This window comes from Streptomyces sp. NBC_00659, from assembly GCF_036226925.1.
Classification (GTDB): domain Bacteria; phylum Actinomycetota; class Actinomycetes; order Streptomycetales; family Streptomycetaceae; genus Streptomyces.
The window spans coordinates 4,791,781-4,811,683 of sequence record NZ_CP109031.1 but is presented as its reverse complement, the minus strand read 5'-3'; the positions used below and the strand labels follow the sequence as shown (position 1 = coordinate 4,811,683).

At 72.0% G+C, this 19,903-nt stretch carries 15 protein-coding genes, 2 tRNA genes and 2 pseudogenes; 13 read left to right on the top strand and 6 right to left on the bottom strand.

Annotation, left to right across the window (positions count from 1 at the left end):
• Position 1 precedes the first annotated feature (1 nt).
• From OG410_RS20835 to OG410_RS20815, 5 genes are all read left to right on the top strand, one after another.
• The gene (locus tag OG410_RS20835; protein WP_329300565.1) at positions 2-1,060 is read left to right on the top strand and encodes an acyl-CoA dehydrogenase family protein; all 1,059 of its coding nucleotides are present in this window, start codon (positions 2-4) and stop codon (positions 1,058-1,060) included.
• Positions 1,057-1,452, top strand: a complete 396-nt coding sequence (locus OG410_RS20830; protein WP_329300564.1) for a MaoC family dehydratase — start codon at positions 1,057-1,059, stop codon at positions 1,450-1,452. Before OG410_RS20835 ends, OG410_RS20830 begins: the two co-directional genes overlap by 4 nt.
• Entirely contained in the window at positions 1,449-2,615 is a 1,167-nt protein-coding gene (locus tag OG410_RS20825; protein WP_329300563.1) for a lipid-transfer protein, read from the top strand. The genes OG410_RS20830 and OG410_RS20825 overlap by 4 nt, the downstream gene beginning before the upstream one ends.
• A gap of 311 nt (positions 2,616-2,926) precedes the next feature.
• Positions 2,927-3,520: a SigE family RNA polymerase sigma factor gene (locus tag OG410_RS20820; protein ID WP_329300562.1), complete on the top strand. Its 594-nt coding sequence runs from the start codon at positions 2,927-2,929 to the stop codon at positions 3,518-3,520.
• A 112-nt stretch (positions 3,521-3,632) separates the two neighbouring features.
• Positions 3,633-5,276 carry a long-chain fatty acid--CoA ligase gene (locus tag OG410_RS20815; protein WP_329304186.1) on the top strand — a complete coding sequence of 548 codons (1,644 nt, stop codon included), beginning with the start codon at positions 3,633-3,635 and terminating at the stop codon, positions 5,274-5,276.
• Between the two features lie 154 nt (positions 5,277-5,430).
• Here OG410_RS20815 and OG410_RS20810 read toward each other — a convergent pair whose 3' ends face one another.
• Together OG410_RS20810 and OG410_RS20805 are read right to left on the bottom strand one after the other, a co-directional pair.
• On the bottom strand, positions 5,431-9,558 hold the full coding sequence (locus OG410_RS20810; protein WP_329300561.1) for a hybrid sensor histidine kinase/response regulator: 4,128 nt from the start codon (positions 9,556-9,558) through the stop codon (positions 5,431-5,433).
• Positions 9,559-9,803: 245 nt separating this feature from the next.
• Positions 9,804-10,394: an SSI family serine proteinase inhibitor gene (locus OG410_RS20805; RefSeq protein ID WP_329300560.1), complete on the bottom strand. Its 591-nt coding sequence runs from the start codon at positions 10,392-10,394 to the stop codon at positions 9,804-9,806.
• A 157-nt stretch (positions 10,395-10,551) separates the two neighbouring features.
• On the opposite strand from OG410_RS20805, the gene OG410_RS20800 reads away from it, so the two are divergent.
• A tRNA-Ser gene (locus OG410_RS20800) sits at positions 10,552-10,642 on the top strand.
• 239 nt (positions 10,643-10,881) lie between these two features.
• A tRNA-Arg gene (locus tag OG410_RS20795) sits at positions 10,882-10,954 on the top strand.
• 80 nt (positions 10,955-11,034) lie between these two features.
• On the opposite strand, the pseudogene OG410_RS20790 reads toward OG410_RS20795, so the two are convergent.
• Together OG410_RS20790 and OG410_RS20785 are read right to left on the bottom strand one after the other, a co-directional pair.
• Positions 11,035-12,113: pseudogene (locus OG410_RS20790) on the bottom strand (site-specific integrase); the annotation flags it as partial.
• Positions 12,114-12,173: 60 nt separating this feature from the next.
• Positions 12,174-12,463, bottom strand: a pseudogene (locus tag OG410_RS20785) (replication initiator); the annotation flags it as partial.
• A gap of 127 nt (positions 12,464-12,590) precedes the next feature.
• On the opposite strand from OG410_RS20785, the gene OG410_RS20780 reads away from it, so the two are divergent.
• On the top strand, positions 12,591-13,034 hold the full coding sequence (locus OG410_RS20780) for a hypothetical protein (protein WP_329300559.1): 444 nt from the start codon (positions 12,591-12,593) through the stop codon (positions 13,032-13,034).
• A 103-nt stretch (positions 13,035-13,137) separates the two neighbouring features.
• On the top strand, positions 13,138-14,064 hold the full coding sequence (locus tag OG410_RS20775; protein WP_329300558.1) for a hypothetical protein: 927 nt from the start codon (positions 13,138-13,140) through the stop codon (positions 14,062-14,064).
• Between the two features lie 297 nt (positions 14,065-14,361).
• Here OG410_RS20775 and OG410_RS42625 read toward each other — a convergent pair whose 3' ends face one another.
• Together OG410_RS42625 and OG410_RS20770 are read right to left on the bottom strand one after the other, a co-directional pair.
• Positions 14,362-14,691 carry an SCO4225 family membrane protein gene (locus OG410_RS42625; protein WP_443063773.1) on the bottom strand — a complete coding sequence of 110 codons (330 nt, stop codon included), beginning with the start codon at positions 14,689-14,691 and terminating at the stop codon, positions 14,362-14,364.
• A 331-nt stretch (positions 14,692-15,022) separates the two neighbouring features.
• A complete protein-coding gene (locus tag OG410_RS20770; RefSeq protein WP_329300557.1) occupies positions 15,023-16,432 on the bottom strand; it encodes a helix-turn-helix domain-containing protein in 1,410 nt (469 codons plus the stop codon).
• Positions 16,433-16,753: 321 nt separating this feature from the next.
• On the opposite strand from OG410_RS20770, the gene OG410_RS20765 reads away from it, so the two are divergent.
• The 4 genes from OG410_RS20765 (at position 16,754) to OG410_RS20750 (ending at position 19,763) form a co-directional block, all read left to right on the top strand.
• Positions 16,754-17,257, top strand: a complete 504-nt coding sequence (locus OG410_RS20765; protein ID WP_329300556.1) for a hypothetical protein — start codon at positions 16,754-16,756, stop codon at positions 17,255-17,257.
• Between the two features lie 85 nt (positions 17,258-17,342).
• Positions 17,343-18,233, top strand: coding sequence for a DUF2797 domain-containing protein (locus OG410_RS20760; RefSeq protein ID WP_329300555.1), 891 nt, complete (start codon positions 17,343-17,345; stop codon positions 18,231-18,233).
• Between the two features lie 263 nt (positions 18,234-18,496).
• Complete coding sequence (locus OG410_RS20755; RefSeq protein WP_329300554.1) at positions 18,497-18,847, top strand: antibiotic biosynthesis monooxygenase family protein; 351 nt, start codon at positions 18,497-18,499, stop codon at positions 18,845-18,847.
• Positions 18,840-19,763, top strand: coding sequence for an amidohydrolase family protein (locus tag OG410_RS20750; RefSeq protein WP_329304185.1), 924 nt, complete (start codon positions 18,840-18,842; stop codon positions 19,761-19,763). Before OG410_RS20755 ends, OG410_RS20750 begins: the two co-directional genes overlap by 8 nt.
• The last annotated feature ends 140 nt before the right edge of the window (positions 19,764-19,903 follow it).

Genomic DNA, 19,903 nt, shown 5'->3' with positions numbered 1-19,903 from the left:
CATGGACTTCACCCCCACCGAGGAGCAGGCCGCGGCCGCGGACCTGGCCGCGCGGATCTTCGGCGACCACTCCACCCACGAACGGCTCGCCGCGGCCGGGACGGGCAGCGACGCCGGACTGTGGAAGGAGCTGTGCGCCGCCGGGCTGGTGGGGGCGGTCGCGGACACCGGGCTCCTCGGGCTCGTCCTGCTGCTGGAGGAGCAGGGGCGCACCACGGCGCAGGTGCCGTTCGCCGCGAGCTGTGTGTACGGACTGCTCGCGGTGACGGCACACGGTTCGCCGGAGCAGCGCGAGCGGCTACTGCCGGGCATCGCCGACGGGACGGTGGTGGTGGCCGGGGCGATATCGGGCGCGGGCATGCTGTCCGCCGCCTCGCCGGCCTCCTCGTCCCTCTCCACGTCCGGGAAGCTGACCGGCGTCCTTCCCACCGTGCCGTGGCTGCGCGACGCCACCCATGTCCTCGTCGCCGACGACCGGCGCCGGCTCTGGCTGGTCCGCACCGCGGAGGCCGAGGCGAGCGAGCCGGTCGAACTGACGGCGCCCTGGTCGGCGGGGCGGCTGACGCTGGACGGGGCGCCGGGGGAGGCGCTGGGCTCCACGGGCGCGTACGACGACGTGCTGGCCACGGCCCGTACCGCCTTCGCCGGGCTCCAGGCCGGGGTGTGCGCGGGTTCGCTGGCGCGGGCGGTGGAGCACACGAACACGCGCGAGCAGTTCGGGCAGCCGCTCGCCGCCCGCCAGGGAGTCCAACTGCGCGCCGCCGACGCGCACATGGACACCGAGGCGATCCGGGTGACGGCGTACGAGGCGGCATGGCGGCGCGACGAGGGGCTGCCGTACGCGACGCACGCGCTCACGGCCGCCTGGTGGGCCTCCGAGGCGGGCCGGCGGGTGGTGCACACGGGCCAGCATCTGCACGGCGGGGCGGGCGCCGACCTCGCGCACCCCGTGCACCGGCACTTCCTGTGGGGCCGGCAGCTGGACGCGTATCTGGGCTGCGGGGGCGAACTGCTGCAGGAGCTCGGTGAGTCGATAGCGAACGGGGAGGCGGAGACATGAGGGTGGGCGACGTACTGGCGCCGCTGGAGATCGAGATCACCCGCACGCTGATCGTGGCCGGGGCGATCGCCTCACGGGACTACCAGGACGTGCATCACGACGCGGACCTGGCACGGGCGAAGGGATCGCCGGACATCTTCATGAACATTCTGACGACCAACGGCCTGGTCGGACGGTATGTGACCGACCACTTCGGCCCGGCCGCCGTGCTGCGCAGGGTGGCGATACGGCTGGGTGCCCCCAACCATCCGGGAGACACCATGGTGCTGACCGGCTCCGTCGAGGAGGTCGACGGTGACACGGCGACGGTGAGGATCCTCGGCGCCAACGGCATCGGCCGGCACGTCATGGGCACGGTGACGGTGACCGTCCCGGCGGGCGGTGGGGCATGAGTGTGCGCAAGCGGGACGGCCTCGGCGGGCGGGCGGCGATCGTCGGCATCGGGGCCACCGAGTTCTCCAAGGACTCGGGGCGCAGCGAGCTGCGGCTGGCGGTGGACGCGGTGCGCGCCGCGCTCGACGACGCGGGGCTGACGCCGGGGGACGTGGACGGGATGGTGACGTTCACGATGGACACCAGCCCGGAGATCACCGTCGCGCAGGCGGCCGGGATCGGGGAGCTGTCCTTCTTCTCGCGCGTCCACTACGGCGGCGGGGCGGCGTGCGCGACCGTCCAGCAGGCGGCGCTCGCGGTCGCCACCGGCGTGGCCGAGGTCGTGGTCTGCTACCGGGCGTTCAACGAGCGGTCGGGCCGCAGGTTCGGTTCGGGCGTGCAGCGGCGGGAGCCGTCGGCGGAGGGCGCGGCGCTGGGCTGGGCCCTGCCGTTCGGGCTGCTCACCCCGGCCTCCTGGGTGGCGATGGCGGCCCAGCGGTATCTGCACACCTACGGGCTGACCCCCGAGGCGTTCGGCCATGTCGCGGTGGTGGACCGGAAGTACGCGGCGACGAACCCGGCCGCGTACTTCCACGGCAGACCGATCACACTCGCCGAGCACGCGGCCTCGCGCTGGATCGTGGAGCCGCTGCGGCTGCTGGACTGCTGCCAGGAGACCGACGGAGGCCAGGCGCTGGTGGTCACCTCCGTGGAGCGGGCCCGCGATCTGCCGCGGTCCCCGGCGGTGATCACGGCCGCCGCCCAGGGCGCGGGCCGGGCGCAGGAACAGATGACCAGCTTCTACCGGGACGACCTGACCGGGCTTCCGGAGATGGGCGTGGTGGCCCGTCAGCTGTGGCGGACGGCGGGGATGGGCCCGGCGGACATCGACGTGGGAATCCTGTACGACCACTTCACGCCGTTCGTGCTGATGCAGCTGGAGGAGTTCGGCTTCTGCAAGCCGGGCGAGGCCGCGGACTTCGTCGCCGAGGAGAGGCTGCCCCTGAACACGCACGGGGGACAGCTCGGGGAGGCGTATCTGCACGGGATGAACGGGATAGCGGAGGGCGTACGGCAGCTGCGGGGCACGTCCGTGAACCAGATACCGGGCGCCGGCCGTGTTCTGGTGACCGCGGGGACCGGGGTTCCGACATCGGGCCTGATCCTCGGGGCCGACGGCTGAGACCGCCGCCACCACGAATCACCCGCACCCGGTGACGCGCGGGAGGGGCCGTGCCGGTACCGATGCCCGTCGCCACCGACGCTCACGCCTCACCCGACGGCGACGGGCTGATGCACCGGCACGGCCCCGACCCACCACCGGACGGGAAGCGCGACCGGCGGCCGTCTCTCAGGGGTGAACCCTCAGAGGGGGTGACCCGCTTGTCCACCTTCAGGAGGTGAGGCCGGCCCCGGTTCTACAACCTGAGGCGGACATGGCTTCGGGACCTGCGGCCGATCCGCCGGACGAGGGGGCGAACCTAGCGTGGAGGCATGACCACACTCGTCTGCACGAGCGCCTCGAACGCCGCCACCAGGGCGGCACGGACCCTTTCGTACCCGTCGTTCTCGTCGTACGTGAAGGCGCGGCAGCCGGTGCTGCTGCGTACCGCCCGGTCGCTCACCGCGAACCCGAGCGACGCGGAGGACCTGCTGCAGACGGCCCTGACGAAGACGTACGTCGCCTGGGACCGGATCGAGGACCACCGGGCCCTGGACGGATATGTGCGGCGCGCCCTGCTGAACACGCGGACGTCGCAGTGGCGCAAGCGCAAGGTCGACGAGTTCGTCTGCGAGGAGCTGCCGGAGCCGGAGGGGCTCCCCGCCCCCGACCCCGCCGAGCAGCAGGCGCTGCACGACGCGATGTGGCGGGCGATCACCAAGCTGCCGGCGCGGCAGCGGGCGATGGTGGTGCTGCGCTACTACGAGGACCTGAGCGAGGCCCAGACCGCGGAGGTCCTCGGGGTCTCCGTCGGCACGGTCAAGTCGGCGGTCTCCCGTGCGCTGGGCAAACTGCGCGAGGACCCTGAGCTGATCCCCGTTCGCCAGGAAGGCCCCCGTCCGGTGTCCGAGCCGGCCCTGCGCTGATCGATCATTCCTGGGCCTAGTGACATACCACGCGGTATGTGCGCAGAATCAGCGCAACCCATTACTACCGCGTAGGCAATGTCGCCCCCGGGAGGACGCCGTGCTGAGCACGATGCAGGACGTACCGCTGACTGTGACCCGCATTCTGGAGCACGGGGCTCTGGTGCACGGAGACTCACAGATCACGACCTGGACGGGCGAGGGCGAGCCGCACCGCCGCAGCTTCCGTGAGGCCGGCCGGCGCGCGAACCAGCTCGCCCACGCCCTGCGCGACGACCTCGGGGTGACGGGCGACGAGCGCGTCGCGACCCTGATGTGGAACAACGCCGAGCACGTCGAGGCGTACTACGCGATCCCCTCCATGGGCGCCGTGCTGCACACCCTGAACCTCCGCCTCCCGGCCGAGCAGCTCGTCTTCATCGTCAACCACGCCGCCGACCGCGTGGTCATCGCCAACGGTTCGCTGCTCCCGCTCCTCGCACCGCTCCTCCCCCAGCTGCCGACGGTGGAGCACGTGGTGGTCTCGGGCCCCGGTGACCGTTCGCTGCTCGACGGGGCGAGCGTGCGGGTGCACGAGTACGAGGAGCTGCTCGCCGGGAAGCCGACGGCCTACGACTGGCCGGAGATCGACGAGCGGCAGGCCGCGGCCATGTGCTACACCTCCGGAACCACCGGGGACCCCAAGGGAGTCGTGTACTCCCACCGTTCGATCTACCTGCACTCCATGCAGGTGAACATGGCCCAGTCGATGGGGCTCACCGACCACGACACCACCCTCGTCGTGGTCCCCCAGTTCCACGTCAACGCCTGGGGTCTGCCGCACGCGACCTTCATGTCCGGCATCAACATGCTGATGCCGGACCGTTTCCTCCAGCCCGCGCCGCTCGCCGAGATGATCGAGAGCGAGCGGCCGACGCACGCCGCCGCCGTCCCGACCATCTGGCAGGGCCTGCTCGCCGAACTGACCGCCAAGCCCCGTGACGTCTCCTCCCTCACCCAGGTGACGATCGGCGGCTCGGCCTGCCCGCCCTCGCTCATGACCGCCTTCGACGATCTGGGCATGCGTGTCTGCCACGCCTGGGGCATGACCGAGACCTCGCCCCTCGGTACCATCGCCCGCCCGCCGGCCCACGCCGAGGGCACGGACGAGGAGTTCGCGTACCGCCTCACCCAGGGCCGTTTCCCGGCGGGCGTCGAGGCCCGCCTCACCGGCCCCGGCGGCGAACGGCTTCCCTGGGACGGCGAGTCCGCCGGGGAGCTGGAGGTCCGCGGCCCGTGGATCGCCGGTGCCTACTACGGCGGCGACGGCGCCGAACCGCTGCGCCCCGCCGACAAGTTCAGCGAGGACGGCTGGCTCAAGACCGGTGACGTCGGCACGATCAGTGCCGACGGCTTCCTGACCCTCACCGACCGCGCCAAGGACGTCATCAAGTCGGGCGGCGAGTGGATCTCCTCGGTCGACCTGGAGAACGCCCTCATGTCCCACCCGGACGTGACCGAGGCCGCGGTCGTGGCCGTCCCCGACGAGAAGTGGGGCGAGCGGCCGCTGGCCACCGTCGTCCTGAGGGAGGGCTCCGCCGCCGACTTCGAGACGCTGCGCGCCTTCCTCGCCGACGAGGGCAAGATCGCCAGGTGGCAGCTCCCCGAGCGCTGGTCGATCGTCGAGGCGGTCCCGAAGACGAGCGTCGGCAAGTTCGACAAGAAGGTGATCCGCAAGAGGTACGCCGAGGGCAGCCTGGACGTGACCAAGCTCTGACCCGGACGACCTGACCTGAACACACAGGCCGGGCGGAGAGCCCTGAGGCTCCCCGCCCGGCCTGTGCGTGTCTCACGGTCGTACGGCGCGGGGCCCCACGGCGCGGTCGTACGGGTCTAGTGCCGCGACGGGGCAAACGTTGCCTGTCGCGGCACTAGTTGGTACCGATGCGGGCCAGGAGGTCGACGATCCGGTCCTGGACCTCGTCGCTCGTCGAGCGCTCGGCGAGGAACAGCACCGACTCCCCCGCGGCCAGCCGCGGCAGTTCGGACGCGTCGACGGCGGCGGTGTAGACGACGAGCGGCGTGCGGTTCAACTGCCCGTTCGCACGCAGCCAGTCGACGATTCCGGCCCGTCGGCGCCGTACCTGCATCAGGTCCATCACCACGAGGTTCGGCCGCATCTGCGCGGCCAGGGTGACGGCGTCCTCGTCCGTCGAGGCGCGCGCGACCTGCATCCCGCGCCGCTCCAGCGTCGCCGTCAGCGCGAGCGCGATCTCCGCGTGCTCCTCGATGAGCAGGACCCGCGGCGGGTGCTGCTCGGAATCGCGCGGTGCCAGCGCCTTCAGGAGTACGGCGGGGTCGGCGCCGTACGCCGCCTCGCGCGTCGCCTGTCCGAGTCCGGCCGTCACCAGGACGGGGACCTCGGCCGCGACGGCGGCCTGGCGCAGTGACTGGAGCGCCGTGCGGGTGATCGGTCCGGTCAGCGGGTCGACGAACAGCGCGGCGGGGAACGCGGCGATCTGCGCGTCGACCTCCTCGCGCGAGTTCACGATGACCGGCCGGTAGCCGCGGTCGGTCAGTGCCTGCTGGGTGCCGGCGTCGGGCGCCGGCCACACGAGCAGCCGCCGCGGGTTGTCCAGCGGCTCCGGGGGCAGTTCGTCGTCCACGGGGCGCGGCTGCGGCTGGTCGGCGACCTCGACGGCACCGCCGGGACCGTCGAGAGGCTCGGGGCCCTCGGCGGCGTTCTCGTCCGGCGCTCCTATGGCGTAGGACCGCCCGGCGCCCTCGGTGGTGCCGGGCCGCCGGGGTCCGGCCTGCGGAAGAGCGCGCGCGGCCGTCTCCGGGCGTTCGGCGGCGGGCTCGGGCGGCGTACCGAGCTTGCGGCGGCGGCCCCCGCTGTTCGTCCCGTGCGGGGGAGTCGGGGCCTGGACGCCGCCGCCCGGCTGGGCCGCCGCGACCTGACGGGCGAACGGAACGCCCTGGCCGAGCGTGCGCACGCTTATGGCACGGCTCTGCGCCGAGTTGGGGTCGGCCGGGGCGGACGCGGGCGTCGCCTCGGCGGGCAGCGGCTGGGCGACCCGCGCGGCCGGGCGCTCCGGGGGGAGCGGGGCGGGAGCCGCCGGGGCCGCCGCCGGGAGCGCGGGCTGCGCACCGGCACCGGTGGTGTTGTTCGCGTCGGGCCAGGGCTGGGCCACCGGAGCGGGCGCGGCACCCGGCATCGCGGCCGCCGGGGCGGAACCCGGCTGCGCGGCGACGGCGGGCAGGCCGGGGGGAACCGGCCGTCCGGCGGTGGCGGGGACCGGGACGCCCTGAGCGGGAAGTCCCTGTGCCGGGACCGACTGCCCGAGCGCGGGCACCGGCTGTCCGGGAAGCCCCTGCGCCGGGACCGCCTGCGCGGGTGCCCCGGGCATCGCTTCGGGAGCCGGTTCCGCGATCTGACGGGCACGGCGGCGGCCCGTCGGGGCGGAGACCGGGTGCGGCTGCGGCGGGGTGTGATCGTCGTCGGGGTCGTGCCGCATCGCGTCGTGGCGGCCGTCGGACTGCTGGGCCAGCGCGACCTGGGCCTGCACCTGATCCTGTGCGGTCTGGGCCACCTGCGCCCGCGCCGCCTGGACCTGGGCGGCCTGGGCCTCGGCGGCCTGAACCTGCGCGGCCTGCGCCTGGGCCTCGGCCCGTACGTACTCCGGCGAACGGTCCGCCTCGGCCGGCGGCAGCGCGAACACCGCACGGGCGCCCGTCTCCTGCGCGGCGGCACGCTCGGCCGCCGCGGCCAGCGCACGGCGGCGCCGCCCGGTCGGCCGGCCCGCCTCGTCGACGGTGCCGTCGTCGTCGGCGCCGTCGTCGGGACCGCCGTCCGGAGCCGTCGCGACGGGCGCCGCCGGCAGCGCGTTCTGCTCACCGTCCCGGCGTGCGCGCCGTCCGGAGGGCACCGGTACCGGCACCCCCTGCGGAGGCACCGTCCCGCCCAGCCCGGATCCCACGGCCGCGGTGCCCGAGCCGTGCTCGCCCGCCATCACGACCGCGCCCTCGGACACCCCGGCGGGCGCGCCCTCGGCCGGGGCGTCGCCCGTGCCCTCGACGGAGCTGGGCCGGCCGCGGCGTCGTCCGGTGCCGCCGGAGGTGTCCTCGGTGCCGTCGCCCGGCTGCTCCTGCCCGAGAACCGCCGGCTCGCCCGCCGCCTGCTCCTCCGCCGCACGGCGGCGACGGCGCCCGGTGGGAGCGGTCGCGCCGGTCGCCTCGACGGCCTGCGGTCCGGTTTCCCCCGACTCCTCGCTCTCCAGGAAGGCGTCCGTGGAGGACCGCCGGGCCCGCCGCCGGCCACCGCTCTGCTGCGGGGCCTGCTCGGGAAGGGCGAGCTCGGCGCCGACCGCCACACCGGTGCCGGGCGGAACCGCGCCCGCCCCGCCGCCGATGGGCACCTCCAGGACGTAGGCGCTGCCGCTCATGCCGGGCACCTCGTGCGTCTGGAGCACACCGCCGTGCGCGCGCACGATCCCGCGCACGATCGGCTCGTGCACCGGGTCTCCCCCGGCGTACGGCCCGCGTACCTCGATACGGACGACCTCGCCGCGCTGCGCCGCCGCCACGACGACCGTGTTGTCCATGTAACCGCCCGCCGACACCGGCGCGTTGCCGGTCGCGTCGACGCCCGCGACGTCCGCGACGAGGTGGGCGAGGGCGCGCGCGAGACGCTGCGGGTCGACCTCGGCCTCGATGGGCGGCGCGTGCACGGCGAACTGCACGCGTCCGGGCCCGATCAGATCGACGGCACCCTCGATACCGGCCGCGACCACGGCGTCCAGCATCACGTTCGTACGGAAGATCGTCTCGATGCCCGCGTCCAGCCGCTGGTAGCCGAGGACGTTGTCGACGAGCGTCGTGATCCGCGAGTAGCCGGCCGCGAGGTGGTGGAGCACCTGGTTGGCCTCCGGCCACAGCTGCCCCGCGTCGTCGGCGGCGAGCTTGGCGAGTTCGCCGCGCAGTTGGTCGAGGGGGCCGCGCAGGGAGTGGCCGAGGACGGCGAGCAGCTGCTCGTGCCGGGCGGCCAGCGCCTCGTAGCGGTCCTTCTCCCGCTCGCCGAGCGACGCGTACCGTTCTTCGCCGGCGGCGAGTTCCTCCTCGTGGCCCTCGGTCAGCTCGGTGAGTTCGGCGGTGTGCCGCTCACGCAGCTTCGCCAGCTCGGCGGTGTGCTCCTCGCCGAGCTGTTCCAGCTCCTCGGCGTGCCGGGTGGCGGCGGTTTCCTTCTCCTCGACCAGGGTGTCGTACGGGCGCCGGTCGGTGAAGGTCATGACGGCACCGACGAGCTGGTCCCCGTCGCGCACCGGAGAGGTCGTCAGGTCGACCGGGACCTTGTCCCCGGACTTCGACCACAGCACCTGCCCGCGCACCCGGTGCTTGCGCCCGGAGCGCAGCGTGTCGGCGAGCGGTGACTCCTCGAAGGGGAAGGCCTCGCCGTCCGCCCGCGAGTGCAGGATCAGTTCGTGCAGGTCCTTGCCGCCGAGGTCGCTGGCCCGGTATCCGAGGATCTGGGCGGCGGCGGGGTTGACGAGAACGACCCGCCCCTCGGTGTCCGTCCCGACGACACCCTCGGCCGCCGCGCGCAGGATCATCTCGGTCTGGCGCTGCGAACGCGCGAGCTCGGCCTCGGTGTCGACGGTGCCCGAAAGATCGCGTACGACGAGCATCAGCAGCTCGTCGGGGGTGGGGCCGTAGTTGTCGTAGGCCTGCTGGCCGCTCTCCAGATTCGCGCTGGTGACCTCGACCGGGAACTCCGAGCCGTCGGTCCGCCGCGCGATCATCCGGGTCGGCTTGGTGCGCCCGCGCTCGTCGGTCGAGTCGGGGCGCCGCATGGAGCCGGGGATCAGCCGGGAGTCGAACTCGGGAAGCAGATCGAGCAGCCCGCGGCCCACCAGAGCGGTGCCCGGGGTCTCGAAGGCCTCCAGGGCGATCGTATTGGCGTTGACGACGGTCCCGTTGGCGTTGACCAGGACCAGCGCATCGGGCAGCGCGTCCAGTATGGCTGCGAGGCGAGCAGCGCCTCGGGATGGCCTGCTGCTCACGAGACGCTTCCTCCCTGTTACCGCACCTTGCCGACCGCGGATGCCATCTTGCCAACCGGCCCGCAGCGTGTCACGCGAGGGAGTCTACGGGCAGAGGTTGCGCTCGCGATGCCGGATGAGAGGGAGGTCGCACACATATGAGACGCAGAACCGGCGTAGAACCTGTGACCACGCATTTCACCGTACGGAACCGTGAGAGCACCGTGAGATCACTGTGACTTCGCCGTGTCCTCGTCTCCTCCGCGCTATGCGCGGGCGCCGGGCAGGACGGGCGCGAGGGCGTTCCAGCGCGAGATCTCGCACCCGTTCGAGCGGTCGTAGCGCGCGTCGACGGGGCGCCCCGCCCAGGTTCCCGTGACATGAGCGGTGGCCGGACCCCCGTAGACCATCGTGCACAGGGCGTCCGGCGGCACCGGGGCGAAGGTGTCCTTGCCCCAGGTGGTCATCCGGTCCAGCCGGTCGCAGGCCTCCGCCGCGTGCGGATGGGTGCCGCCGGCGGGGTGGCACTCCAGCTCGAACGTCCCGTCGGCGCCGCCGCCCACGCCGCCGACGGTCACGGTCAGCCGGTCGGCGGAGTCGTCCGGACGGGCCGGCGGGGGCATGAGGGCCGGCAGGGCGAGGCCGTACGCGGCGACGTCCCGGGCCGGAGCCGGGACCCCGCCGGGGAACAGCGACGACGGTCCGCCGGTGAACACGGTGGCGGGCCCGGCGGAGGACGCGACGGGTAGGGGGGACACCCCAGGGGCGTCGGAGGGGGTGCCGGCGGTGGCGCCGGGCGCCCAGGAGAGGGCGGTGGCGGCTGACACGGCGGCGGTGAGGAGCAGTCGGCGCAACATGTCCTGCCTAACGCGAGGAGACCCACCCGGTTGCGTGCTCGTGGGGGCTTTGCAGTGCGGCGTATCTCCCTAGTACCGTGGGGGGCGATTGGTGACGCGGTCCTCGACTGTGTCATCATCTGCACGCACCACTCGCGCTCGCGTGAGGGGTTGTGCGGGAGGCGTCGCCTAGTCCGGTCTATGGCGCCGCACTGCTAATGCGGTTTGGGACTTACATCCCATCGAGGGTTCAAATCCCTCCGCCTCCGCGCGAAGATCCGAAACCCCGGTCCACTGGACCGGGGTTTCGGCGTTCCAGGGGTCCACGAGGGCCGCCGAACGCGCCGGCGTCCGGGACGCCCACAAGCGCCCAGAAGCACGTTTGCCCAGCTCACAAGGGGTGAGGCAAACGGATTTCACATGGCGGCGGCAGTCATGTAATGTTCTTCCTGTCGCCGCGAGCGGGGCAAAAGCCCGGGGAGCGAAGACAAGAACAAAAACAGAACAAGCACTCGTAGCTTAACGGATAGAGCATCTGACTACGGATCAGAAGGTTGCAGGTTCGAATCCTGCCGAGTGCACACAGGTAAGAGGCCCCGGAGAGATCCGGGGCCTCTTGCGTTTCCGCGCCGTACAGCAGCGAAGTACAGCAACCGTCCTGGCCCGTACCGCCCATGGCATCGGACAGCTTGCCGATCGCCGAGCGCATTTCTTCCTCGCTCGCCTCGGCGTAGACCTCCATCGTCGTGGCGATCTGTGAGTGCCGCAGAATGCGCTGAGCCACCTTCGGATGCACCTTGAGCGCGACCAGGAGCGAGTTGCACGTGTGCCGGGTGTTCCGCAGCGGGATCATCCGGAGGCCGGCGCGGCGAGCCCGCAGCGCGAACATGCGGGTCAGGTTGCCCGGCTCGATCGGGGTTCCGTACTTCGTGGTGAAGATCAGGCCGTGGCTGTCCTGCCAGAGCTCCCAGAGCTCCCCGGCAGCTTTCCGGTCGCCGGTCTGCTGGGCATGACGCATCCGCAGCGCCTTGAGGCAGAGCACGGGCAGCGGCAGGAAGTCGTCGGAGTCCTCGGTCCTCGTCTCGCGGTGCAGGATCTGCCGACCGGCCCGCTGGATCTGGTGATCCACGTACGGCTCAGCCCTCTCGAAGTCGACGGACTTCCAGGTCGGGCCGAGCACCTCACCACGGCGTAGGCCGAGGGACAGCACGAGCACCCAGGCCGCGAAGAGGTGGTCATCGCGGGCAGACGCATCGGCGAGGAACCGGCCCGCCTCGGCAACGGACCACGGCTTGATCCGACGACGACGAGGTTTGGGCACCTTCACCAGGGAGGCGACGTTTTTGGTGATCTCCTCCTCGGTAACCGGGTAACCGGGTGACCGGGTGACCGAGGAGGACTGAGCGCGGCGCGCAGGGCGTCGCGGGATCCCTGGATCACCCGTCGGGACGGGTAGGCCTCGCAGCAGTCCCCGGCCGCGCAGCACTTCCGGCGGTTGGGCTCCCGCTTGGCGTCCTTCCCCTGGACGCAGCACTGGCAGACGGCCGGCCACCGGCCCCTTCTTCACGTCGGCGTGCAACTGGAGCCACTTCTCGTGGACTTCCTCGCATGACTTGCCGTAGGCGTACTTGCGGGCCCGCTTCCCGTCCGGCTGGTCACCCAGACGTAGGCCGCGTAGCCGTTCTTGTACGGGTGGATGGATCCCTCACCGTTGCCACGCTTGCCGCTCATGCCGCCCACCCCGCTTCGGCTTCCTGGACGCGGCGTTCGACGTACTCGTCCACGTAGCGAGGCAGGATGCGCTGCGGCTCCTTCCAGGGCGAACTGGTCGGGTAGGGCTTCGCGGGCGGTTTCGCGGTCCTCGAGGCCGAGGGCTTCGCGTTCCTGTGCGGCGCGGAAGTCGGCGCGGGCCTGGCGGAGTTCGCCGCGGGTGGTGGAGTAGCGGCGGGACTTCGAGCTGAAGTGGCCGCGGAAGCCGAGCATGTGAGCCCAGGCCCAGAGACGACGGTCGGGTGGAGCGGGTCGAGCCGTTTGCGGGCCTCGATGAGTCGGCGGGTGTGGTCGGGGATCTGGTGGCGGTCGAGTTCGGCACGCATTGCGCCTTTGCCGACAGCCCGGGCTGGACCCTGGAGGCGAAGGAGTCGGGCGCGAGATACCCTGCCCGGGTATTGTCGAGCATGACGGTACGCGGACAGCGCGCAAGGAAGGGGAACGGCTGTGGGCAGCGGACAGGCAGGCAACCGGGGCGTGACCCGGCTGCTGGCGGTGTGCGCGGTCCTGTTCGGCCTGTTCCTCATGCATGGCGCTCCGGCTACCGCCGCCGGTGGCTGCCACGGGGCGATGCCGGCGATGTCCTCGCCGATGCCTGGCGGCCATGACATCGCCGCGGCGACCATGGCCCATGCGCCGGACGCGCATCGGCCAGGCCTGAGCGTGCGCCACGTGGTTGCTTCGGGGATGTCCGGGGTGCTGTGCGTGTCGACGCCGGCGTCCAAGCGGATCCCGCTGCCGGCGCCGAGCCTGCTCGCTGTGGCCGCTGTCGCGGTGCCGGCCTTCTGGACGCCCGCGGGACTTCGGGCGGCTGTTGGCCGGATGGGGTGGCGGGGGCCGCCGTCCGGCGGACGAGATCTCCTGCTCCAGGTGTGCATCGCGCGGACGTGACAGACGCGACGCCGAACTTCGGTAACGGCCGGTTCGGCCCCGTGTCCTGTTCGTTTCCGCGCGCCACCGGTGTGGTGCGCCCACCCGGAAAGACCACCATTCGATGTTCGCTTCGTCTCGTTTCACCGTGCGCCGCCGCGCTGTCGCTGTGGCCGGTACGGCCGCCGCTCTCGCGCTGACTCTGGCCGCCTGCGGCTCCTCGGGCGACTCCTCGTCCATGCCCGGAATGGACCACGGCACCAAGCCCGCCGCGTCGTCGTCGCAGAGCCCGTCACCCTCGATGGGTGACATGCCGGGCATGGACCCCATGGCTGACGGGAACGGGCTGTCCGACACTCAGGACGGCTACCAGCTCATCTCGAAGGACGCGACGCTGCCCTCCGGCAAGCAGGCCGCGTACCGGTTCACGGTCACCGGCACGGGGGACAAGCCGGTCACCAGCTTCGCCCTCGACCAGACCAAGCGGATGCACTTCTACGCCATCCGCTCCGACCTGACCGGCTTCCAGCACATCCACCCCACGATGGCCGCGGACGGCACCTGGACGGCCGGCATGGCCTCCCTGGCCCCCGGCTCCTGGCGCACGTTCGCCAGCTTCACCCCCGACAGCGGGTCGGGGAAGGGCAGGGACTTTGTCCTCAGTCGTACCGTCACCGTCCCCGGAGACTCCACGAAGACCCCACTGCCCGCGCCGGCCACCACCGCTGAGGTCGACGGGTACACCGTCACCGTCAAGGGCGAGCCGATGGCCGGCATGGCCCACCCCCTGAGCGTCACCGTGTCAAAGGACGGCAAGCCGGTCACCGGCCTCCAGCCCTACCTGGACACCTACGCCCACCTGACCGCCTTCCACGAGGGCAACCAGGAGTTCGCCCACCTCCACCCGACCACCAAGGTCACCGGCGACAACGGCGGCCCGGATCTGGCCTTCCACGCCGAACTGCCCACCGCAGGCAACTGGCGGCTGTTCTTGCAGTTCCAGACCGGCGGCAAGCTCCACACCGCAGCCTTGACCCTGCACGTCGGCTGACACTCGGCGGGGGCGCCGTCCAGGTGGCGGCGCCCCTGCCGGAGTTCGAGATCTGACACCAGCGCCTGACATCACCGGTGAACGGCTCTGTGCCACTCTCGTGCCAGAACGGGCTGGGAATCACGGGGAACAGGGGTGCCAAGGGTACGGCCGGCGGACTCCGTCCAAGACAGGGAACCCCCAGGTCGGACGCGTGACTGCCAACCTCGCTCCTGAAGTGGTGGTGCTGTAGGTGCTAGCGGTAAGGCCAACCGGGCGAACCTTCCTGGTCAGAGCACCAGCAATGAACGGAACAATTCAGACGAGGCTCGGGCGGGCAGGCCCTTGGCGCCGGCCTCGCAGAGCTTCCAGGAGCGCTCCCAGGGCGAACGACTGGACCAAAGCACTGATGACGACCCCACTGACCAGGTACCAGACGGGCGCATCCATACCCCAAACCGCCCCGACGACCCCGGCTGCCAGAAAGGAGGTGGGGGCGGCGAGAAGGAAGGGCCATATCCCGACGATTCCGGGATCCGAAACAAGCGCAGCAGTCACTTCGAACACGACGGACGCACCGACGAGCCCTAGATAGACGGCAGAAGCAACATTGGCGAAGGTCAGACGTACCAGGGTACGAGCGTTCATCGAGGGCCCCCAGGGATGTGATGTGGTGCTCTCCATGCTCCTGACGGGACCGTGACTCCAGCATGAGTATCCGTACTTACTTCGGTGCGCTCCGGCTCCAGTAGGCACTCAGAGCGACGGGCAATCGCGTCGGCCCGTCAAGACCCCGTACGGCCACTGACATCAGCGACTGAACCCGGCCCCGATCCGCACCAGCTCGTGAACGGCCGTACAGCAGCGAACTACAGCAACTCCAGTGACCGTCCCAGCCCGGCAAACATCCTCGAAAGGCCGTAGCGCGGCCGGGGCGGTCGGTGTTCGGGGGCGGGCCGGAGAAGGAACGGGCTCGGGATCAGTCGTGCGTGGGCTCCTGGGCCCAGTGCCGGGGCGATTCGGCGTACGAGTAGTGCGGGAGCCCGGTGATTCCCGCGGTGCGGAAGGGGCGGCCGTGGTCGTCGATCCGGATGGTGCCGGTGCGGCCCTGCGAGGACCAGTCGAGGTCGAGGTACCAGTCGCACGCGCAGTGCTTGGTTTGCGCCTTGACCAGCAGCACCTCCGGGTCCTCCACGGAGACCCGGTACGGGAGGCGCCTGGCCGGCAGGGTCTCGTCCCCTCTTTTCCCGGACACGGCCCGGGGGACGGGGGTGTGCGCGTCGAGGCTCACCGCGAAGGACTGGGGCGTGACGCCCCCGCCGCAGCCCAGGGCCGTGTCGTAGACGAAGGCTCCGTCACCCGGGGGCGCGGCGCGGCGCACGACCCGGACGTGCAGGGTCTCCAGGACGACGGCCGCCGAGCTGCGCCCCCGCACCGACACCCGCACGATCGTCTCCCCGCCGTGCACCGCGTCCTGGGCGTTCGCCCACACCTCGGCGTCCTCGGCGGACGGCGGCGGGGGGACCTGGCCCGGGGGTTTGCCGATGACGTAGTCGTGGCCGCAGCCACCGTCCCAGACATGGGAGTTCACGGTCCAGGTGAAGGGGACGGCCGGGGTGGACGGCTGTGCCGAAGTGCCGGTGGGTGATGCCGCCGTACCGCTGCGCGGTGAGGCTTTGCCCGGGGAACCCTGGGCCGGGCCTTCCGGGTACCCCGGAAGGCCCGGCAACGCCGCAAATGCCAAGAGCCCCGCGGCGGTCAGGAGGAACACGACGGCCGGACGCCGCCGGTACCAGGCGCGGGAGGGCCGCTCGGCCGCGGTCACGGGCACGGCGACCGGTTCCGGTGTGGGCACGGCGTCCGCCGCGGGCGGTGCGTCAGGGGCGCTCGGCGCATCCTGCGTGGGTGCCGTGAGGGGATCAAGCCCGGTGGGGGGTGCGGGGGACGCGCGGGGGACGGGGGGCACGGGTGTGTTCCCCCGTACCGGAGTTCCGCCGTTCCCGTCCGCGGCGCCGTCGGAGCCGTCTTGCGCGCCGCCTTCCGATCCGCTGTCCGATCCGCCTTCCGATCCACCCTCCGCGCCGCCTTCCAGGGCGCTCGGCTCGGTCGCGGGCGTCTCACGCGGGCGGGGCCGGCGCCGCTGCGCGACCGCCAGGATCCACAGCCGGTGCAGCTCCACGCGCTCCTGGGACGAGGCTCCGCACAGCGCGGCGAACCGCTCCACCACGGCGAAGTCCAGGGGCACCGCCTCGCCCGCGCAATAGCGGTGCAGCGTGGAGGCGTTCATTCCCAGGCGCCGGGCGAGAGCCGCGTAGCTGCGATCCGTGCGGGTCTTGAGGCGTGCCAGCCGGTCCGCGAACCTCGTCACGTCGTCGTCGGCCGCGGCCATGGCCCGTGCCCACCTCCGCTCGTATCGGTCCGTCCCGTCCCGGAACGGCATCCCAAGGGGTCCATATCTCTGCACGTCAACTGCCCTGGGATGGTTCCACTGTTGCGGACCGGACGGCTGTGATTGCCGCGGTCCCCCAGGGCCGCCGATGCTCTTGGTGTCGCCCCCAGCGGTACGGCCCCACCGGCCGGCGTGTTCAGGGGAGCGGCATCCAGACCACCCACTCGTCCACGGGGACACCCATGGCCGAACGCACCCTCGACGGGGCGTCCGGCGGTCCCGTGCGACGACGTACACCGACTCGGAACCGAGGGACACACCATGCACGGGAACACTTCCGGACGCCGCAGCTTCCGCCGTATCGCGGCCGTCACCGCCGGCCTCGCCCTGGGCCTCGGGCTCGGCGTCTCGGCGCACGCCTCCCAGACCGACGCGCCGCACCGCGCTCCGCTGGCGGCCGCCGCCAAGCAGCGGACCGTGAGCGGCAAGGCCGACGACGCGCTCACCGGCATCGCCGACTTCTACGGCGCCTACATCGACGCCCAGAACGGCTCCGACCCCAATTCCAAGCTGATGAACGACCTGCGCGCCCACTACCTGGACTCCGCGCTCAGCAAGAAGCTGGCGGCCTGGGAGCGCACGAACCACGCGGACGGCGTCCTGCGCGCCCAGAGCATCCCCGCCCGGTGGACCGTGGCCGAGAAGAGCAAGGGCGACGCCACCGAGGCCCTCGTCACCCTGAGCTGGGGCATGGGAGGCACCGTCAAGCTCTCGGTCGTGATGACCCCCAACCACCGCATCGTCAGCATCAGCCCGGTCAAGTAGCGGACGGCTGCCGCAGGACCGCGCGTCCCGTGAGTGATCCCCCACGGTCAGGGTGCTTGTCAGTGGGGGGCTCTACTGTCGTTGTGTGCGGCGGGTGTGGACGTGTTCGGGGTTGCGGTGGTCGGGGGACGGGCCCGTGCTGGTGTGGGGCGGGGGGCGGACGAGCCCGTTGGTCCCAGGGCGGCGGATCGCGTTCGGTGTCGTGGACGGGGGTGTGCGGACCTGCGTGGGGGCGCGGGGGAACGCGTGTCCCGTGCGGGCCGCCGTGTCGCCGCGCGGTACGGGGGCGCGGTGCGAGGAGTGCGCGCGGCTGGACCGGGCGCACTCGGTGGCCGCCGACACGCTGGCCGATGACCCGCGGCCGTACCGTGTGTATCTCGCGTGGTTCGGGCCCGGCCTGGTCAAGGTGGGGATCACGCGGGTCGAGCGGGGTTCCGCCCGCCTTCTGGAGCAGGGCGCCGTCACCTTCAGCTGGCTGGGGCAAGGGCCGCTGATGGCCGCCCGCCGGGCCGAGGAACTGCTGCGGGCCGCGCTCGGGGTGCCGGACCGGATTCCGTACGCCGACAAGCGGGTGGTGCGGGCGGCTCTGCCGGGCGCCGGGGAGCGCGTCGCCGAGATCCGGGAACTGCACGGACGTGCAGGGGATCTCGACGGCTGGCCGGAGTCGCTCCGGCGCGGCCCCTTCGAGCCCGTGGACCACACGGACCTGTTCGCACTCGCCGGGCTTCCGCCCGCGCGGGGGGTCGTGCGCGAACTGGCCGCGGGGGGCTCGGCCGGCGGAGAGCTGTGCGCCGTGGCGGGTCCCGATCTCCATCTCCTCACCGGGCGCGGAGTCGTCGTCCTCGACACCAGGCTGATGACGGGGTGGGACCTGACCGGCGTCGGCGGCACGGACGTGGACCAGGACTCGGGAATCACCTTTCCCGTACGGGAGCTGCCCGCGACGGACACCGGTGTTCAGGACGGCCTCTTCTGAGGGGACAGGGGCAGGGGCAGAGGGGGAGGGGACAGAGGCAGGGGGAGAGGTGAGGTGGAGAAGGGGGAGAAGGGGGAGAAGAGGGGTGTGCGGCGCTTCGGTGATGACGGGGCGGGCCGACGGGCGGAGACGGATGACGGGGCGGGCCAGCGGGCGGAGTCAGGGCGGGCCGGCGGGTGGAATGGTCAAGACTTCGATCCCTTTCGGCTCCCGTTCGGAAAGGTTCTGGACGGCGGGGGACGCCCGCAAGGAGAGTGTCGGACATGAGTGATCACCCTCCCGTTCCTGTCGCAGCCCATGAGCCTCCCTACTACGTCGCCGTGTTCACCTCCGTACGGAAGGAGGAGGACGCCGGGTACGGGGAGACCGCCGAGCGCATGGAGGAGCTGGTCCAGCAGATCCCGGGCTATCTGGGGATGGATTCCGCGCGCACCCCGGGCGGACTGGCCATCACCGTCGGGTACTTCCGGGACGAGGACGCCATCAAGGAGTGGAGCGCGCACGCCGAGCACCGGGCGGCACAGCGGCGCGGCCGGGCCGACTGGTACGAGCGCTACACCCTGCACATCGCCAAGGTCGAACGGAGCCACGGATTCGAGCGTGCCGATGACTGACCGGGAGAGCACGCCCGGCGAGGAGACCGAGGACGTGCCGGACGAGGCACGCGAAGTGCGGGACTTCTGGGAGGGGCTCGGGCTTCCCGGACTCGTCGACGTCCACACGCACTTCATGCCCGAGCGGGTGCTGCGCAAGGTGTGGGACTACTTCGACGGACTCGGCGAGCTCACCGGCGGTATCGAGTGGCCGATCGCCTATCGCGCGGACGAGGACGAACGGCTGGCGCTGATCCGGGAGTTCGGGGTACGCGCCTTCACGGCGATGCTCTACCCGCACAAGGCCGGCATGGCCGAGTGGCTCAACTCCTGGGCCGTCGGCTTCGCCCGCCGGACGCCGGACTGTCTGCACACCTCGACGCTCTTCCCCGAACCCGGCGTCGAGCGGTATGTGCGCGAGGCGGTGGAGGCGGGCACGCGCGTCTTCAAGGCGCACGTGCAGGTGGGGGCGTACGACCCGGCGGACGAACTCCTCGACCCGGCCTGGGGGTTGCTCGCCGAAGCGGGAATCCCCGTGGTGATCCACTGCGGATCGGGGCCCTCCCCCGGCAAGCACACCGGCCCGGCGCCGGCGGCCGCGGTCCTTCGCCGGCACCCCCGGCTGCGATTCGTCTTCGCGCACATGGGGATGCCCGAGTACGAGGACTTCCTCGGCCTCGCCGAGCGCCACGACGAGGTACGGCTCGACACGACCATGGCGTTCACCGACTTCAGCGAGCGGCTCGCGCCGTTCCCGCCGGGTCTCCTGCCCCGGCTCGCGGACCTCGGGGACCGGGTGCTCCTCGGCACGGACTTCCCGAACATCCCGTACCCGTACGTCCATCAGCTGCACGCGCTGGAACGGCTCGGCCTGGGGGACGACTGGCTGCGAGCGGTCTGCCACGAGAACGGCGCCCGTCTCTTCGGCCTCCGCTGACGCCGAGGGGCCTACCGGCTGACCCCGACGGGATCTACCGGTTGACCCCGGCAGGGCCACCGGCTGCCCCCGGCAGGGCCTACCCAGGAGTTTCCTGAGAGGCACCTGTGTGTTTCTCAGGAAAATCACAGCTTGCCGAA